13 protein-coding genes are annotated in these 15,048 nt (G+C 64.5%); 12 read left to right on the top strand and 1 reads right to left on the bottom strand.

The annotated features are described in order from the left end of the window. The first annotated feature begins 125 nt into the window (after nucleotides 1–125). The 3 genes from topA (at nucleotide 126) to DQ229_RS15300 (ending at nucleotide 4,300) form a co-directional block, all read left to right on the top strand. Nucleotides 126–2,828, top strand: coding sequence for a type I DNA topoisomerase (topA, locus tag DQ229_RS15310; protein WP_114967135.1), 2,703 nt, complete (start codon nucleotides 126–128; stop codon nucleotides 2,826–2,828). 129 nt (nucleotides 2,829–2,957) lie between these two features. After that, nucleotides 2,958–3,653, top strand: coding sequence for a CoA transferase subunit A (locus tag DQ229_RS15305; RefSeq protein WP_114967134.1), 696 nt, complete (start codon nucleotides 2,958–2,960; stop codon nucleotides 3,651–3,653). Nucleotides 3,654–3,670: 17 nt separating this feature from the next. Next, nucleotides 3,671–4,300 carry a 3-oxoacid CoA-transferase subunit B gene (locus tag DQ229_RS15300; RefSeq protein ID WP_114967133.1) on the top strand — a complete coding sequence of 210 codons (630 nt, stop codon included), beginning with the start codon at nucleotides 3,671–3,673 and terminating at the stop codon, nucleotides 4,298–4,300. Between the two features lie 315 nt (nucleotides 4,301–4,615). Here DQ229_RS15300 and DQ229_RS15295 read toward each other — a convergent pair whose 3' ends face one another. Continuing rightward, nucleotides 4,616–5,464, bottom strand: coding sequence for a lytic transglycosylase domain-containing protein (locus DQ229_RS15295; protein WP_420796874.1), 849 nt, complete (start codon nucleotides 5,462–5,464; stop codon nucleotides 4,616–4,618). A gap of 406 nt (nucleotides 5,465–5,870) precedes the next feature. On the opposite strand from DQ229_RS15295, the gene DQ229_RS15290 reads away from it, so the two are divergent. The 9 genes from DQ229_RS15290 (at nucleotide 5,871) to DQ229_RS15250 (ending at nucleotide 15,040) form a co-directional block, all read left to right on the top strand. Continuing rightward, nucleotides 5,871–6,101, top strand: coding sequence for a hypothetical protein (locus DQ229_RS15290; protein WP_114967131.1), 231 nt, complete (start codon nucleotides 5,871–5,873; stop codon nucleotides 6,099–6,101). Between the two features lie 239 nt (nucleotides 6,102–6,340). Beyond that, the gene (cpaB, locus tag DQ229_RS15285) at nucleotides 6,341–7,183 is read left to right on the top strand and encodes a Flp pilus assembly protein CpaB (RefSeq protein WP_114967130.1); all 843 of its coding nucleotides are present in this window, start codon (nucleotides 6,341–6,343) and stop codon (nucleotides 7,181–7,183) included. Nucleotides 7,184–7,387: 204 nt separating this feature from the next. Continuing rightward, complete coding sequence (locus DQ229_RS15280; protein ID WP_114967173.1) at nucleotides 7,388–8,740, top strand: type II and III secretion system protein family protein; 1,353 nt, start codon at nucleotides 7,388–7,390, stop codon at nucleotides 8,738–8,740. Between the two features lie 13 nt (nucleotides 8,741–8,753). Further along, complete coding sequence (locus DQ229_RS15275) at nucleotides 8,754–9,398, top strand: OmpA family protein (protein ID WP_238381138.1); 645 nt, start codon at nucleotides 8,754–8,756, stop codon at nucleotides 9,396–9,398. A 317-nt stretch (nucleotides 9,399–9,715) separates the two neighbouring features. Continuing rightward, on the top strand, nucleotides 9,716–10,969 hold the full coding sequence (locus tag DQ229_RS15270) for a CpaE/TadZ family protein (RefSeq protein WP_114967128.1): 1,254 nt from the start codon (nucleotides 9,716–9,718) through the stop codon (nucleotides 10,967–10,969). 17 nt (nucleotides 10,970–10,986) lie between these two features. After that, entirely contained in the window at nucleotides 10,987–12,468 is a 1,482-nt protein-coding gene (locus DQ229_RS15265; RefSeq protein ID WP_114967127.1) for a TadA family conjugal transfer-associated ATPase, read from the top strand. A 12-nt stretch (nucleotides 12,469–12,480) separates the two neighbouring features. Beyond that, complete coding sequence (locus DQ229_RS15260; protein WP_114967126.1) at nucleotides 12,481–13,449, top strand: type II secretion system F family protein; 969 nt, start codon at nucleotides 12,481–12,483, stop codon at nucleotides 13,447–13,449. A 12-nt stretch (nucleotides 13,450–13,461) separates the two neighbouring features. Continuing rightward, nucleotides 13,462–14,451 (top strand): type II secretion system F family protein, encoded by a 990-nt coding sequence (locus DQ229_RS15255; protein ID WP_114967125.1) that lies wholly within the window; start codon nucleotides 13,462–13,464, stop codon nucleotides 14,449–14,451. A 4-nt stretch (nucleotides 14,452–14,455) separates the two neighbouring features. After that, nucleotides 14,456–15,040 (top strand): tetratricopeptide repeat protein, encoded by a 585-nt coding sequence (locus tag DQ229_RS15250; protein WP_114967124.1) that lies wholly within the window; start codon nucleotides 14,456–14,458, stop codon nucleotides 15,038–15,040. The last annotated feature ends 8 nt before the right edge of the window (nucleotides 15,041–15,048 follow it).

Genomic DNA, 15,048 nt, shown 5'->3' with positions numbered 1-15,048 from the left:
GCCACAGCCCGCCACGGTGCCCGGCCCGCATCTTCTGCGGCGCATTGACATCCGCTGCACTTGCCACGCAAGTAGCTGCGCCATAGCTCTTGGCATTGGGAAGCGGTTTCTGAAAGAGGTCATTCATGGCGGTCGTCGTTGTCGAGTCTCCGGCCAAGGCCAAGACAATCAACAAGTATCTGGGCGACGACTACACCGTTCTGGCCTCGTTCGGGCATGTGCGCGACCTGCCGCCAAAGGATGGTTCGGTCGACCCTGAGCATGATTTCGAGATGAAATGGGAGGTCTCGCCGGACAGCCGCAAGCACCTCAAGGCGATTTCCGATGCGCTCAAGGACGACAACGAACTGATCCTCGCCACCGACCCCGACCGCGAGGGCGAGGCGATCTCGTGGCACCTGACCGAGGCGCTGGCCAAGTCGCGCGCCCTGAAGAAGGACACCCGCGTCAGCCGCGTGGTGTTCAACGCCATCACCAAATCGGCCGTCACCAAGGCGATGGAGTCCCCGCGCGAAGTCGATATGGAACTGGTGCGCGCCTATCTCGCACGCAGGGCGCTGGATTACCTGGTGGGTTTCAACCTCAGCCCGGTGCTCTGGCGCAAGCTGCCCGGCGCCAAATCGGCCGGGCGCGTGCAGTCGGTCGCGCTGCGCCTGATCGTCGAACGCGAGATGGAGATCGAGGCTTTCCGCCCGCAGGAATACTGGTCGGTTCTGGCCATGTTCAGCACCCCGCGCGGCCAGGATTACGAGGCCCGGCTCACCATGCTGGGCGGCAAGAAGTTGGACAAATTCGATCTGTCCACCGCCGAAGAGGCCGAAATGGCGGTGCAGGCGGTCGGCTCACGTGAACTTTTCATACATTCGGTGGAGGCCAAGCCTGCCAGCCGCAACCCCTCCGCGCCCTTCATGACCTCGACCCTGCAGCAGGAAGCCAGCCGCAAGTTCGGCATGGGCGCGCGGCAAACGATGTCAGCGGCGCAGCGGCTCTACGAGGCCGGATATATCACCTACATGCGGACCGACGGGATCGACATGGCGCCCGAGGCCGTGATGGCCGCGCGCGACGAGATCAAGCGCCGCTATGGCGAGGCCTACGTCCCCGGCAGCCCGCGCATGTACAAGAACAAGGCCAAGAACGCGCAGGAAGCACATGAATGCATCCGCCCCACCGACATGGGCACCGCCCCTGACAAGCTGCGGCTGACGGATGCCGACCAGCGCAAGCTTTATGACCTGATCTGGAAACGTTCCATCGCCTGCCAGATGGCCGCCGCGCGGATGGAGCGCACCACGGTCGAGATCGGCAGCAAGGACGGCCAGGTCGGCCTGCGCGCCACCGGGCAGGTGGTGCTGTTCGACGGTTTCATGAAGGTCTACGAGGAAGGCCGCGACGACACCCCCGACGAGGACGACAAGCGCCTGCCCCAGATCACCGAGGGTGAAGCCGCGGCGCTTTCGCACAAGCACAGCTACCGCGAGGCCTTCGACAAGGCCGCCAGCGCCGCCGCCGAGACCGGCAAGGTGAAAGGCCCCGCCGCGCTGATCGGCGCCGAGGATTCGGTGCTCGGCCTGCAGCATTTCACACAGCCGCCGCCGCGCTATACCGAGGCCACGCTGGTCAAGAAAATGGAGGAGGTCGGCATCGGCCGGCCCTCGACCTATGCCTCGATCGTGACCACGATCCAGGATCGCGGCTATGTCCGCAAGGACAAGAACCGCCTGATCCCCGAAGACAAGGGCCGGCTGGTCACGATCTTCCTGCTCAACTACTTCCGCCAGTATGTCGGCTATGATTTCACCGCCGACCTTGAGCGCCAGCTTGACGACATCTCGGCGGGCGAGGCCGACTACAAGGAGGTGCTTGAGCGGTTCTGGCGCGACTTCTCGGCAGCCCTTGGCGAAACCTCCGATCTGCGCATCACCGAAGTGCTGGAAAAGATCGACGAGGTGCTCGCACCGCGGCTTTATCCGCCGCGCGAGGATGGCGCCGACCCGCGCCTTTGCCCGGCCTGCAATGCCGGGCGGCTCAATCTGCGCACCTCGCGCGCCGGCGGCGCCTTCATCGGCTGCACGAACTATCCCGAATGCCGCTATACCCGCCCCATCTCGGGCGGCGATGAAGACAACGGCGCCATCGGCCCCGATGGCAAACTGCTCGGCCATGACGAAGCGGACCAGCCAATCACCCTGCGCACCGGCCGCTTCGGCCCCTATGTGCAGCGCGGCGAGGCCAGCGAAGAGGTGCCCAAACCGCCGCGCGCTTCGCTGCCCAAGGGCTGGGCGCTGGACGAGATCACCCTCGAGCGCGCGCTCATGCTGCTCGATCTGCCGCGCGAGGTCGGGCCCCACCCCGATGATGGCGAGATGATCGAGGCCGGGATCGGCCGCTACGGCCCCTATGTGCGCCACGGCCGGGTTTATGCCAACCTGCCCGAGGTGGATGAGGTCTTCACCGTCGGGATGAACCGCGCGGTCGAGGTGCTGGCGCAGAAAGCCAGCCGCGGCCGAACCACGGCCGCGCCGCTCAAGGAACTGGGCGAGCACCCCGAAGAGGGCGGCCCGGTGAACGTGATGAACGGGCGCTACGGCCCCTATGTCAAATGGGGCAAGATCAACGCCACGCTTCCCAAGGGCACCGAACCCGAGGCCCTGACCATGGACGAGGCCGTGGCACTGATCGCGCAAAAGGCGGCCAAGGGCGGCAAGGGCAAGAAGCCCGCGAAGGCCAAGGCCAAGACGGCGAAATCCGGCAAGGCGGCAAAATCGGCGGCAAAGCCCAAGGCGGCGACCAAGAGCGCCAAGACCGCGCAAGGCAGCGCGAAATAGGCCCGCAACGCCCGCTCCCTACCGGGGCGGGGCGTTGCCGCACCGCCGCATTGCAGCTGCACAATTGATTGACACCGCCGCCCGCAGCCGCCACAAATCCTGCAACAGACGGCAGCGGGGAGAGATTTCATGAAGAAAATCTATGGCTCGGCGGCAGAAGCTCTCGACGGGCTTCTGTTCGACGAGATGACCATCGCGGCGGGCGGCTTCGGCCTGTGCGGCATCCCGGAACTCCTGATCGCGGCAATCCGCGACTCGGGCGTCAATGGGCTGACAGTGGCCTCGAACAATTGCGGGGTGGATGACTTCGGCCTGGGCATTCTGTTGCAGTCCAAACAGATCCGAAAGATGATGTCCTCCTATGTCGGCGAGAACGCCGAGTTCATGCGCCAGTTCCTCTCCGGCGAGCTCGAGCTTGAATTCAACCCGCAAGGCACCCTGGCCGAGCGCATGCGCGCCGGCGGCGCGGGGATCGCCGGTTTCTATACGAAAACCGGCGTCGGCACCCAGATAGCCGAGGGCAAGGAACACAAGGAATTCGACGGCGAGACCTACATCCTGGAACGCGGGATCGTCGCCGACCTGTCGATCGTCAAGGCCTGGAAGGCGGACGACACCGGCAACCTGGTGTTTCGCAAGACCGCGCGCAACTTCAACCCGCCGGCGGCGATGTGCGGGCGCGTCTGCGTGGTCGAGGTCGAGGAGATCGTGCCCCGCGGCTCGCTCGACCCCGATTGTATCCACCTGCCCGGCGTCTATGTGCACCGCCTGATCCAGGGCGAGCACGAGAAGCGGATCGAAAAGCGCACCACGCGCGCGGCCTGAAAAAGGGAGGAAAGCACATGCCCTGGGATCGCAACCAGATGGCCGCCCGCGCGGCGCAGGAACTTGAAGACGGGATGTATGTAAACCTCGGCATCGGCATCCCGACGCTGGTGGCCAATTACATCCCCGAAGGCGTCGATGTCACGCTGCAGTCGGAAAACGGGATGCTGGGCATCGGCCCCTTCCCCACCGAAAACGAAATCGACCCCGACCTGATCAACGCCGGCAAAGAGACCGTGACGGCGCTGGACCGCACCAGCTTCTTCGACAGCGCCGAAAGCTTCGCGATGATCCGCGGCGGCAAGATCGCCATGGCCATCCTCGGCGCGATGGAAGTGGCCGAGAACGGCGATCTGGCCAACTGGATGATCCCCGGCAAGCTGGTCAAGGGCATGGGCGGCGCGATGGACCTCGTGGCCGGCGTCAAGCGCGTGGTGGTGGTGATGGACCACACCAACAAGGCCGGCGACCCCAAGCTGCTGAAGGAATGCACCCTGCCGCTGACCGGCAAGGGCGTGGTCAACCGCATCATCACCAATCTCGGCGTGCTCGATGTAGTCGAGGGCGGGCTGCGCATCGTCGAAACCGCCCCGGATGTGACCGAAGACGAGATCCGGCAGAAGACAGCCGCCACGATCGTCGGCTGACCCGCCCGCCTCCGGTGCCGGCCCGGCAGCAGCAACCCGCGCGCCCGCTTCCGGAGACGGCATTTTTCCGCTTTCAGCGGAAAGCCTCCGGCGGGGATATTTCCCCACAGTGAAGCGCAGGGAAAGTGGTCACGCCCTGCCGGAAAAGGCAGGGCGTTTCACTGTGGCGGTCATCGGCGTCCCCGCCTGTACCGCGCCCCCCTTCTGCCTCACCGGGGTTAAGTAAACCCTAACCACGCCTTCACTGTGAAAGAAATATCCTCGAGGGTGAATGCGGCGCAGCCGCAGAGGGGGCGGAAAGCCCCCTCGCCCGCCTCAGGGCCCCGCGCGCGCCGCCACGCGAAAGACGCAACCATCGCCGGGCAGTTCGGGCGGGGTGAGGCAGAGGCCCCGGGCCACCTTCCATGCCGCCAGCACCTTGGGCACATAGGCGCGGGTTTCGGCGAAGGGCGGCACGCCGCCGTTGCGGCGCACGGCGTTTTCGCCGGCGTTATAGCCGGCCAGCGCCAGCACGGCATCCTGGTTGAATTCGTCCAGCAGCCAGTCCAGATAGGCCACCCCGCCACGGATGTTCTCGCTGGCGTCATGGGCATCGCCCACGCCGAAGCGTTCCGCCGTGGCGGGGATGAGCTGCATCAGCCCCTGCGCGCCCTTGTGGCTGAGGGCATCTACCCGCCCCGAGGATTCGACCGCGATCACCGCCAGCACCAGCGCGGGCGACACCCGTGTGCCGACCGTGGCCAGAAGGATGTCGGGGCCGTGGCGGGCGGCGATTTCCTGCAGGTGCTGCAGGCGTGGCGCCGGGGTGCTGCCCGCCCGCGCGGGGTCTGCCAGCGCGTCGAGTGCCTTTTGAAACCGGCCTGCCCCGGCCTCGATCCCCGGCTCTACCGCCTGCCAGAACCAGCCGAAATCGTCAGCCACGGCGCGGCCTGCCCCGCCCGGCACCCCTGCGGGCGGGTTGGCGGGGGGTGGCAGCAACGGCAAAGCCAGCAGCCGCGCCTGTTCTTCCGGGTCGATCTGGACGGTGATGCGCGGGCCGCCGCCCGGTTCGGGCGGGCGCACCCGGCGAAAGGTGAAGTCCCCGCGCGAGGGAGCCGGGGCCGCCACTTCCTGCGCCGACGCCGGGGCCGGATGGCCCAGCGCCGCCCCCAGCCCGAGGGCCATTGCCAGATAGAGATGACACCGCATAGCTGCCCTGCCCCGGTGCGATTCTTGTGCTTTTGTCCGGCGATCCGCCGTTATCCTTGCTGGAAGCCTTCGCAGAAAACGGCCGAGAAAACCAGAAAAAGCAGCGCCCGAGGGGGTGATTCCCGCCCCACATTCTGCAACCATGGGGGGATAATCGCACCCTGAAGGAAAATTTTTCCTTATGTTTTCATATACTTATGAAGATCGTTAAGAAAAAATTTCCACGCTTCAAAATTGCACGATCCGCGTCAAAGTCTCGCCACGATTCGGGGGCCTTATGTGGTCATGCCGCGATGGACGAGCACCAAGGCAGAGGTTGGCGCTCAACAGGTCCGGAACCGGCCATCGGAAACGAGCGAACCTGAACTTACGGAGTAGAGACATGAAACTTTTCGACATGATCAAGAAATTCCGCCATGACGAATCCGGCGCGGTGACCGTCGACTGGGTCGTCCTGACCGCCGCCATCGTGGGCCTCGGCATCGCCGTGGTCGTGGCCGTGGGGCCGGGCCTGAAAGATCTGGCTGACAATATCAGTGATACCGTGGGCGGCGCAACCATTACGACAGACGGTCCTGGCCTGACGCTTGGCGAAGGCGGCGGCGAGCTTTAATCACCAACGGCCAAGTACCTGAGAATACCGCGCCCGTACCGGGCGCGGTATTTTCTTGTGGTTTTGTTGCAATTCTGAACTTAGGCAACGACAAACCATAGGCCAAGGATGCCGCACCCGCACCCCAGTACGGTCGTCGTCAGATCATCACTTCGCCGCATTTGTGAACGAGGGTAAAGGCCAGATCACGAATCCCGGCGCGCGCACCCGCCGCCGGACACAACGAACGAGGAAAGCACATGCGCATTGTATTCGGACTTGTGCTCGTCATGGGGATCGGGCTTGCGGGCTTCGCCGCCTTCATGGCGCAGCAGTATGTCAACCAGAGCCAGCAGGAACTGGCCCAGGCTCGCGCGGCCGCGTCGCAGGTGGTGGAAACCGTGGAGGTCTACACCGCCCGCCGTGCGCTTCGCTATGGAGAGCGCTTGCAGCGCGAGGATGTCATACCGATCAAGTGGCCGCGCACCGCCACACCGCGAAACATCTTCACCGATATTGACGAACTCTTCCCCGAGAATGGCGACGCGCGTTACGTGATCCGCGCGATGGAGCCGGGCGAGCCGCTGTTGCCCAGCAAGATCACCCGCCCCGGCCAGGATGCAGGCATCACCTCGCGGCTTGAGTCGGGAATGCGCGCCTTCACCATCCAGGTGAATGTGACGACCGGGGTTTCGGGCTTCCTGCGCCCCTCGGACCGGGTGGATATCTACTGGACGGGCCGCAGCCAGAACGGCGAGATCACGCGGCTGATCGAAACCGGCGTGCAGATCATCGCCGTCGACCAGAGCGCCGATCAGGACCGGGAGAACCGCGCCGTGATCGCGCGCAACGTCACCATCCAGGCCACACCGCAACAGGTTGCCTCCTTGGCGCAGGCGCAAAGCACCGGGCGGCTTTCGCTGGCGCTGGTGGGTGTGATGGACGAAAGCGTGGCCCAGGCCGTGGAGGTCGATCAGCGCAGCCTGCTGGGCATCCAGATGCAGGAGCCCGCCCCCCGCGCGCCCGAGCCCGAGCGGTGCACCGTGCGCACCCGCCGCGGCGGCGAGGTGGTCGAAATTCCGATCCCCTGCAACAACAATTGAACAAACTCAACCTGCCGCGCTGCCACCTGATATGGGGGCGGCGCCGCCGGCATTTCACAACAGCTAGCGCCTGTTGCCCGTTATCCACATAAACTACCCGCGCCAAATCGTTGATTCTTGCATAAAAATGGCAAATGACGCATGATGCGCAGCAAGAGGGCAGACAAAGACCCGATCAAACCGCGTGACATAGAGGCAGGTCACATGTCATTCAGCAAGCTACTGCGGGCCAGTATTTTCGGCTTCGCCCTGATCGCAGTGCCGGCCATGCCGGTCAGCGCCGAGACGCTGCGCATTCTCAATGGCGCGGCGGTTTCGTCGCTCAATGTGCCGATGAACCGCGCCGTTGTGGTGGAAAGCGATCAGCCCTTCGCCGAGCTTTCGATCGCCAACCCGAACATCGCGGATATCTCCACACTGTCCGATCGTTCGATCTATGTGCTGGGCAAGACGCCGGGGCGCACCACCCTGACGATCCTGTCGCCCGACGGCCAGTTGATCGCCAATGTCGAGGTCCAGGTCACGCCCGACATCGCCGAATTCAAGGAGCGCCTGCGCCAGATCCTGCCCGGCGAGGATATCGAGGTGCGCACCGCCAATGACGGCATCGTGCTGTCGGGCGTGGTGTCGAGCTCGGCCAAGCTGGATAGCGCGCTGAACCTTGCCAACCGCTATGCGCCCGAGCGGGTTTCCAACCTGATGTCGGTGGGCGGCTCGCAGCAGGTGATGCTGAAGGTGCGCTTTGCGGAAATGCAGCGCTCGGTCAGCAAAGGGCTGGGGGCGCAGTTCAATGTTTCGAGTTCCAACAACTCGCTTTCACTGGGCACGGGGTTGAGCAACCCGCAGGGCACGCTCGATCTGGGGTTCACCGCCGGCAGCCTGCAGTTTTCGGTTCTGCTGGAGGCGCTTGAGGCCAAGGGCCTGGTGCGCACCCTGGCCGAGCCGAACCTGACCGCCCTGTCGGGGCAGGAGGCCAAGTTTCTTGCCGGGGGCGAATATCCGATCCCGGTGGCCGATGCCGACGGGCGCGTCACGATCGAATACAAGCCCTTCGGGGTCGAGCTGAACTTCACACCCTGGGTGGTGGATGGCGATGTCGTCAACCTGGCGATCAACGCGGCGGTCAGCAGCATCGACACCTCGATCGAGGTTGGTGCGGGCGGCTTCCCCGTCAATGCCTTCCGGCGGCGGGAGACCTCGACCACGGTCGAGATGCGCGACGGCGAAAGCTTTGCCATTGCCGGGCTGTTGCAGGATGATTTCCAGAACACCGCCAGCCAGGTGCCCTGGCTTGGCGATATCCCGGTGCTTGGCGCGCTGTTCCGCAGCACCAGCTATCAGCGCCAGCAGAGCGAACTGGTCATCATCGTGACCCCGCACCTGGTGACGCCGACACGTGGCGAGGCGCTGGCCCTGCCCACGGACCGGGTGCGCCCGCCCTCCGAGCGCGAGATGTTCCTGTTCGGCCAGATGGCTCGGGGCGAGCGGCTGGACGGCGCGGCCGGAGAGGTTTCGCGCCAGGATTTCGGCGGCCCTTACGGCTATGTGATGGATTGAGGGAGACCCCGGCGTGCAACGCATTCTGATCCTTGGTGCCAGCCTGCTTGCCCTGGCCGCCTGCGACCCGCAGACCTTTGACAGCGAAGCCGGCGCCCAGATCGACTCGGGCAGTTTCGGCAACGCCACGATGCACAACACGATGGTCCAGTCAGGGCAGATGCCCTATGTGCTGGATCTTGGAAAGCGCTTCGCCGAAGAGGTGCCCAGCACCGTCAATTTCGCTTTCGACCGCGCCCAGCTCGATGCCGAAGCGCGGCGCACGCTCGACCGTCAGGCGCACTGGATCAACCAGTTCCCCGAGGTCCGCTTCCGCGTCTATGGCCACACCGACCTGGTGGGCAGCCCGTCCTATAACTATCAGTTGGGCCTGCGCCGGGCCAATGCCGTGGTCAATTACCTGGTCAGCCGGGGCGTGGCCAGGTCGCGGCTAGAGGCGCTCGTCTCGCATGGGGAAACCCAGCCGCTGATCGTCACCCAGGCGCCCGAGCGGCGCAACCGGCGCACCGTGACCGAAGTTTCGGGGTTCGTGGAAAATCACCCGACCGTCCTGAACGGCCAGTACGCGCGGGTGGTATTCCGCGAGTATGTCGCCAGCGCGACGCGGCCACACCCGCCGACTTCGGGCGGCGGCGCCTCGCTGGGCGGCGGCGGCTGATACGGGCCGGCGCCAGGCTCGCACCACGCGCTCCTTGTCCTGCAACTGCATGAATGCGTGTTCACGCCCCCCCCGGGGGGGCGACCTGCGCGCCGGGCCATGGCCCTGCGGCGGCAACGGTGCCGCGCCCGCATGAGAACCGTCAACAAAATCCGAATAATCGCGGTCTTTTGGCCGCAATGTCGCCAAGATTCTCCGCGAAACACAAGTCTGACAGCGCCTCAACGGGATCGAATCGAAAAGGCGCCGCGGTCGTGTGTCCGTTTTGCCGGAACGCAAATTTTGCCGCGTTGATTTGAGGAAGGGACGTACAGGCCATGACGAGTCTTGCAGCTCTTGAGCCCGAAGCGGCACCGGTTCTGGCTTGCACGGTTTCCAGGGATGTTCAGAATTTTGACCTTCTCATCGAAGACATGGAAACCGAGCTGGGTGAAAGCTGGGGCGATCTGAATTTCGCTGATGCGCTGGTGTTCTTGCGGCAGCCCGACGCCGCCGCGCTTGAGTTCATCGCCATCGCGGTGGACGACGGGGATGACGAGAACCTGCCGCTGATCCGCGACCTGATCCAGACGGCCAAGGCCGGACAGGTCAAGGTCATCCTGATCGCCGAAGAACTCAGCCCGATGGTGCTGCATCAACTGCTGCGCCTGGGCGCCGATGATTTCGTGCCCTACCCCCTGCCCGAAGGCGCCTTGCACGAGGCCATCGCCCGGCTGCGAAAGCCCCCCGCACCCGCCGAAACCGGCGCGCAGCAAAACGCCCCACCGCAGGGCAGCGGGCCGAGCGGCGGCCATGACGGGGCAATCCTGCCGGTGCACGGGCTGGCCGGCGGAGTCGGCGCCACGACGCTCGCCGTGAACCTGGCCTGGGAGCTGGCAATCGCCGATCGCAAGGCCCCCGCCAGCGTGTGCGTGCTGGACCTCGACCTGCAATTCGGGTCGGTCTCGACATTCCTTGACCTGCCGCGGCGCGAAGCGATTTACGAATTGCTCTCCGACACTGCGGCGATGGACCGCGATGCCTTCATGCAGGCGCTGCTGCCGTTCAACGAACGGCTTCAGGTGCTGACCGCACCGGCCGATATCCTGCCGCTCGACCTGCTGGGGCCGGACGATATCTCGCGCCTGCTGGATATGGCGCGCTCCAATTTCGACTATGTCATCGTCGATATGCCAAGCACGGTCGTGCAGTGGACCGAGACGGTGCTCAACCAGGCGCATGTCTATTTTGCCCTGCTCGAACTCGACATGCGCTCGGCCCAGAACGCGCTGCGAATGATCCGCGCGCTGAAGGCCGAGGAACTGCCGCTGGACAAGCTGCGCTATGTGCTCAACCGCGCGCCGGGATTCACCGATCTTTCGGCCAAGTCACGTGCCAAGCGGATGGCCGAAAGCCTGGATATCGACCTGGAGATCTGGCTGCCCGACGGGCAGAAGGCGGTCACGCAGGCGAACGACCACGGCCTGCCACTGGCGGAAACCGCGCCTAAAAACCCGTTGCGCAAGGAAATTCTCAAGCTCGCCCGGTCAATACATGAGCGCAACCGGGCCGCCGCGGAGGCGCAAGCCTGAGGCGAAAGGAGGCCGGGATGTTTGCAAGGTTCAAGAAAGCGGGCAGCAGCCGTCCGGCGGAGGCGCCCCCTCCCCAGGCAACGGCCACTGCGAAAGCGGCGGCAGCTCCCAGGGCAACCGCCGGCACCGCGCCACCACCACCGATCAGCCCGGTCGCCAGCAACCCGCCGCAGTCGCGCAGCCAGCCCCCCAGGCCGACGGCCGAAGCGGTGGCCGCCGACAAGGAGCGCAAGCGCAAGGCGAAACTGGGCGAAGTCAAGGTCGAGCTGCACAAGCGCCTGCTTGAAAACCTGAATCTTTCGGCACTGGAACACGCCACCGAAGCCGACCTGCGCGCCGAGATCGCGTCGATCGCCTCGGAGGCGCTGAATGAAATGAGCATGGTGCTCAACAAGGATGAGCGCCTCGCCCTCAACCAGGAACTCTATTTCGAGGTGATGGGCCTCGGCCCGCTCGAGCCGCTGCTCAAGGATGACACGGTCAACGACATTCTGGTCAACGGCCCGCACCGCATCTTTGTCGAGCGCAACGGCCGGCTGCAACTGACCGACATCACCTTCAAGGATGAAAAGCACCTGCTGCGCATCATCGACAAGATCGTTTCGGCGGTGGGCCGGCGCGTCGATGAATCGAACCCCTATGTAGATGCCCGGCTCGCCGATGGCTCGCGTTTCAACGCGATGGTGCCGCCGGTCGCAGTGGACGGCAGCCTGGTGTCGATCCGCAAGTTCAAGAAGGAAAAGCTGGGCGTCAGCGACCTGGTGCGATTCGGCGCCTTCAGCGAGGCGATGGCCGCCTATCTGGAAGCCGCCGTCGCCACGCGGCTCAACATCATCGTCTCGGGCGGCACCGGCTCGGGCAAGACGACGACGCTCAATGCGCTGTCGTCCTTTATCGATAATGCCGAACGCATCCTGACCATCGAGGACACGGCCGAGCTTCAGCTTCAGCAGACCCATGTTGGTCGGATGGAAAGCCGTCCGCCGAACGTGGAAGGCAAGGGCGCCGTGACCCAGCGCGATTGCCTGCGCAACGCGCTGCGGATGCGGCCCGACCGGATCATCGTGGGCGAAACCCGCGGCGAGGAGGTGATCGACATGCTGCAGGCCATGAACACCGGCCACGATGGTTCGATGACCACCATTCACGCCAACTCGGCCCGCGACGCGGTCAGCCGGCTTGAGAACATGATCGCCATGTCAGGGATCGAGATGCCCACCAAGGCCGTGCGCAGCCAGATCGCCAGCGCCGTCAACCTGATCGTGCAGGTCAACCGCCTTCAGGACGGTTCGCGCCGGATGACCTCGATCACCGAAGTGACGGGCATGGAAGGCGAAGTCATCACCATGCAGGAGATATTCCGCTACGAACGCCTCGGGCTGGAGCCCGACGGGGCAATCATAGGCCGCTTCACGGCGGCGGGGGTGCGCTCGCACTTTGCCGAACGCTTCCGGCAGTGGGGATACGATTTGCCCGCCTCGATCTACGAGCCGGCATAAGGGGGCCGAACGATGGAAATCAGTGCCGCACCGCTTATCTACGTTCTCGTTTTTGTGGGTGTTCTTCTACTGGTCGAAGGGGTCTACCTGACCGCCTTCGGCAAGTCGATCAGCCTGAACAACCGAGTGAACCGCCGGCTGGAACTGCTGGAAAAGGGCACGCCCCGCGAACAGGTTCTGGAACAGCTCCGCAAGGAGATGAGCCAGCACATGAAATCGCAGGGCATCCCGCTTTACGCGATTCTGGCCGACAAGGCGCAGAAGGCAAATATCGCCTTCTCCCCGCGGCAGTTGATCATGATGATGCTGCTGCTTTCGGTTGTCAGCTTCGCGCTTCTTTCGGCGCTGACCGAGGCTGCCGCCGGGGTGCGCGCGTTGCTGGCCGTGGCGATGGGTGTGGGTGCAATCTACACTTGGGTCAACAACAAGGCCAAGAAGCGTCTCTCCATGATGGAGGAGCAACTGCCCGAAGCCGTGGAACTCATGGTGCGTTCGCTCAGGGTGGGGCATCCGTTTTCCTCGGCCGTGGGCATTGTCGCCAAGGAGGTGGCAGACCCGCTCGGCTCGGAATTCGGGGTTATCGCCGACGAGGCGGCCTATGGCCGCGACATCTCGGAATCCCTGCGCGCGCTGGCGGAACGGATGGACATGCAGGATCTGCGTTTCCTTGCCGTGGCGGTGACGATTCAGCAGCAATCGGGCGGCAACCTCGCCGAGATCCTCGAAGGGCTGAGCCGGGTGATCCGCGCGCGTTTCAAGCTGTTCCGCAGGGTCAAGGCGATCACCGCCGAGGCCAAATGGTCGGGCATGTTCCTGTCGGGCTTCCCGATCCTTGCCCTGGTGGCCATCAACGTGCTGCAGCCGGACTACTACGACGAGGTGCGCGATACCGCACTGTTCATTCCCGCGGCGCTGGTCGTGGCGGCGTTTCTGGTCGCAAACGTGATCTTCATGAAGATCATGGTCAATATCAAGGTCTGAGGAGACACGGGGATGCAACTGCTTCAGTCGATCAACGCCCTGCTTGAACAGGCCTTTGGCCCGCTTGGCCCACTGCTGGCGGTGGGCGCGCTGGGCGTCTTGCTGATTGTCATCACGCTGCTTACCATACCCTCGCGCAAGGCGGACCCGCTGGAAAAGCTGCGTGAGGAAAATTCCGGCACGCAACAGGACAAGCCCCTGCCGGAAAACGCACTGCGCCAGAAGGATACCGCCGGCCACAAGCTTGACCGTTTCGCGGGTTTCCTGGAGCCGCAGGACGAAAAGGAGTTTTCCTCGGCCCGGCTCAAGATGATCCAGGCCGGCTACAGGGCGAAATCGGCGGTGCGCACGTTCAACGCGCTGCAGTTCGCGCTGGGCATGGGGCTTCTGGTGCTGGGCGTGATGGTTGCCATCTACAAGAGCGCTGCGGGCGAGATCAGCACCACAGGGCTGCTTCTGTGGGTGCTCGGGCCCGCGCTGCTGGGGTATTACGCCCCGAAATACTGGATCCAGCGGCGCCGCGCCGAACGCGAGCAGCAGATCATCGAAGGCTTTCCCGACTCGCTCGACATGATGCTTGTCTGCGTCGAGGCGGGGCAGTCGATGGATCAGTCGATCCTGCGCGTCTCGCGCGAGATCCGGGCTGGCTATCCGGCGCTGGCCGAGGAATTCGAGATCGTCAGCCACGAGGTCAAGGCCGGCAAGGACCGCGTCTCGGTCCTGAAGGACATGTCCAAGCGCTGCGGTGTCGCCGACATCAACGCCTTCGTTACGGTGCTGATCCAGTCGGCGACCTTCGGCACCTCGATCGCCGATGCGCTGCGCGTCTATGCCGGCGAGATGCGCGACAAGCGCGTGATGCGCGCCGAGGAAAAGGCCAACGTCCTGCCCACCAAGCTGACCCTTGGCACTATGCTGTTGACGGTGCCGCCGCTCATGATCATCCTGATCGGGCCGTCGGTCTACGGGATCTACCAGACACTGAACTCACACAGCTTCTGAGGGTATGCGCGCGCCAAGATATCTCCTTTTCGGCCTGATCCTTGGCGCGCTGGCGGCCTGCGAACACGGGCCTGAACCGCTGGACAGCCTGCATGTAGGCCCCCCCGCCCCCGCCGATGTCGAGATACCCGAGGCCGTGGACGGGCTGGAGGTTGGCCACCGGCTGATGGCCGCGGGCCAATATGAGCTGGCGCTGCGCGCCTATCTGCGCAGCGCAGGCGAACAGGGCGCGACGGTCGATGTGCTTTCGGCACTGGGGTCGGCCAACCTTCGGCTGGGGCGGCTGGGCCAGTCGGAACGCCTGCTGCGCCGGGCGCTGGAGGCCGATCAGGAGTTCGTGCCCGCCTGGAACAACCTTGGCGTGGTGCTGATGGAAACCGGCCGCACCGGCGAGGCGCGCCAGACCTTCCGCACGGCCTACGCGCTTGACAGTGGCCGATCTGACGTCATTCGCGAAAATCTGCGGCTGGCTATCGCAAAATCGGAAAATCCCGGCTATTCTGACGAAAATGAAAGCAGTTTGAGGCTGGTGCGGCGCGGAAGTGGGCAATACCTGCTCCTGTCGACACCACAACAAGACGAGCAGTAAAAGGACGC

The sequence above is a fragment of the Alkalilacustris brevis genome, from assembly GCF_003350345.1.
Taxonomy (GTDB): Bacteria; Pseudomonadota; Alphaproteobacteria; order Rhodobacterales; family Rhodobacteraceae; genus Alkalilacustris; species Alkalilacustris brevis.
Note: the sequence above shows the minus strand (reverse complement) of the source record. Positions and strands in the feature narration are given on the sequence as shown.

Excerpts from the sequence above, each read along its gene's own strand:
- DQ229_RS15305 (WP_114967134.1), top strand. The coding sequence starts at position 2,958 with ATGAAGAAAATCTATGGCTCGGCGGCAGAAGCTCTCGACGGGCTTCTG.
- DQ229_RS15270 (WP_114967128.1), top strand. The coding sequence starts at position 9,716 with ATGACGAGTCTTGCAGCTCTTGAGCCCGAAGCGGCACCGGTTCTGGCT.
- cpaB (WP_114967130.1), top strand. The coding sequence starts at position 6,341 with ATGCGCATTGTATTCGGACTTGTGCTCGTCATGGGGATCGGGCTTGCG.
- DQ229_RS15255 (WP_114967125.1), top strand. The coding sequence starts at position 13,462 with ATGCAACTGCTTCAGTCGATCAACGCCCTGCTTGAACAGGCCTTTGGC.
- DQ229_RS15250 (WP_114967124.1), top strand. The coding sequence starts at position 14,456 with ATGCGCGCGCCAAGATATCTCCTTTTCGGCCTGATCCTTGGCGCGCTG.
- DQ229_RS15280 (WP_114967173.1), top strand. The coding sequence starts at position 7,388 with ATGTCATTCAGCAAGCTACTGCGGGCCAGTATTTTCGGCTTCGCCCTG.
- topA (WP_114967135.1), top strand. The coding sequence starts at position 126 with ATGGCGGTCGTCGTTGTCGAGTCTCCGGCCAAGGCCAAGACAATCAAC.
- DQ229_RS15265 (WP_114967127.1), top strand. The coding sequence starts at position 10,987 with ATGTTTGCAAGGTTCAAGAAAGCGGGCAGCAGCCGTCCGGCGGAGGCG.
- DQ229_RS15290 (WP_114967131.1), top strand. The coding sequence starts at position 5,871 with ATGAAACTTTTCGACATGATCAAGAAATTCCGCCATGACGAATCCGGC.
- DQ229_RS15295 (WP_420796874.1), bottom strand. The coding sequence starts at position 5,464 with ATGGCCCTCGGGCTGGGGGCGGCGCTGGGCCATCCGGCCCCGGCGTCG.
- DQ229_RS15300 (WP_114967133.1), top strand. The coding sequence starts at position 3,671 with ATGCCCTGGGATCGCAACCAGATGGCCGCCCGCGCGGCGCAGGAACTT.
- DQ229_RS15260 (WP_114967126.1), top strand. The coding sequence starts at position 12,481 with ATGGAAATCAGTGCCGCACCGCTTATCTACGTTCTCGTTTTTGTGGGT.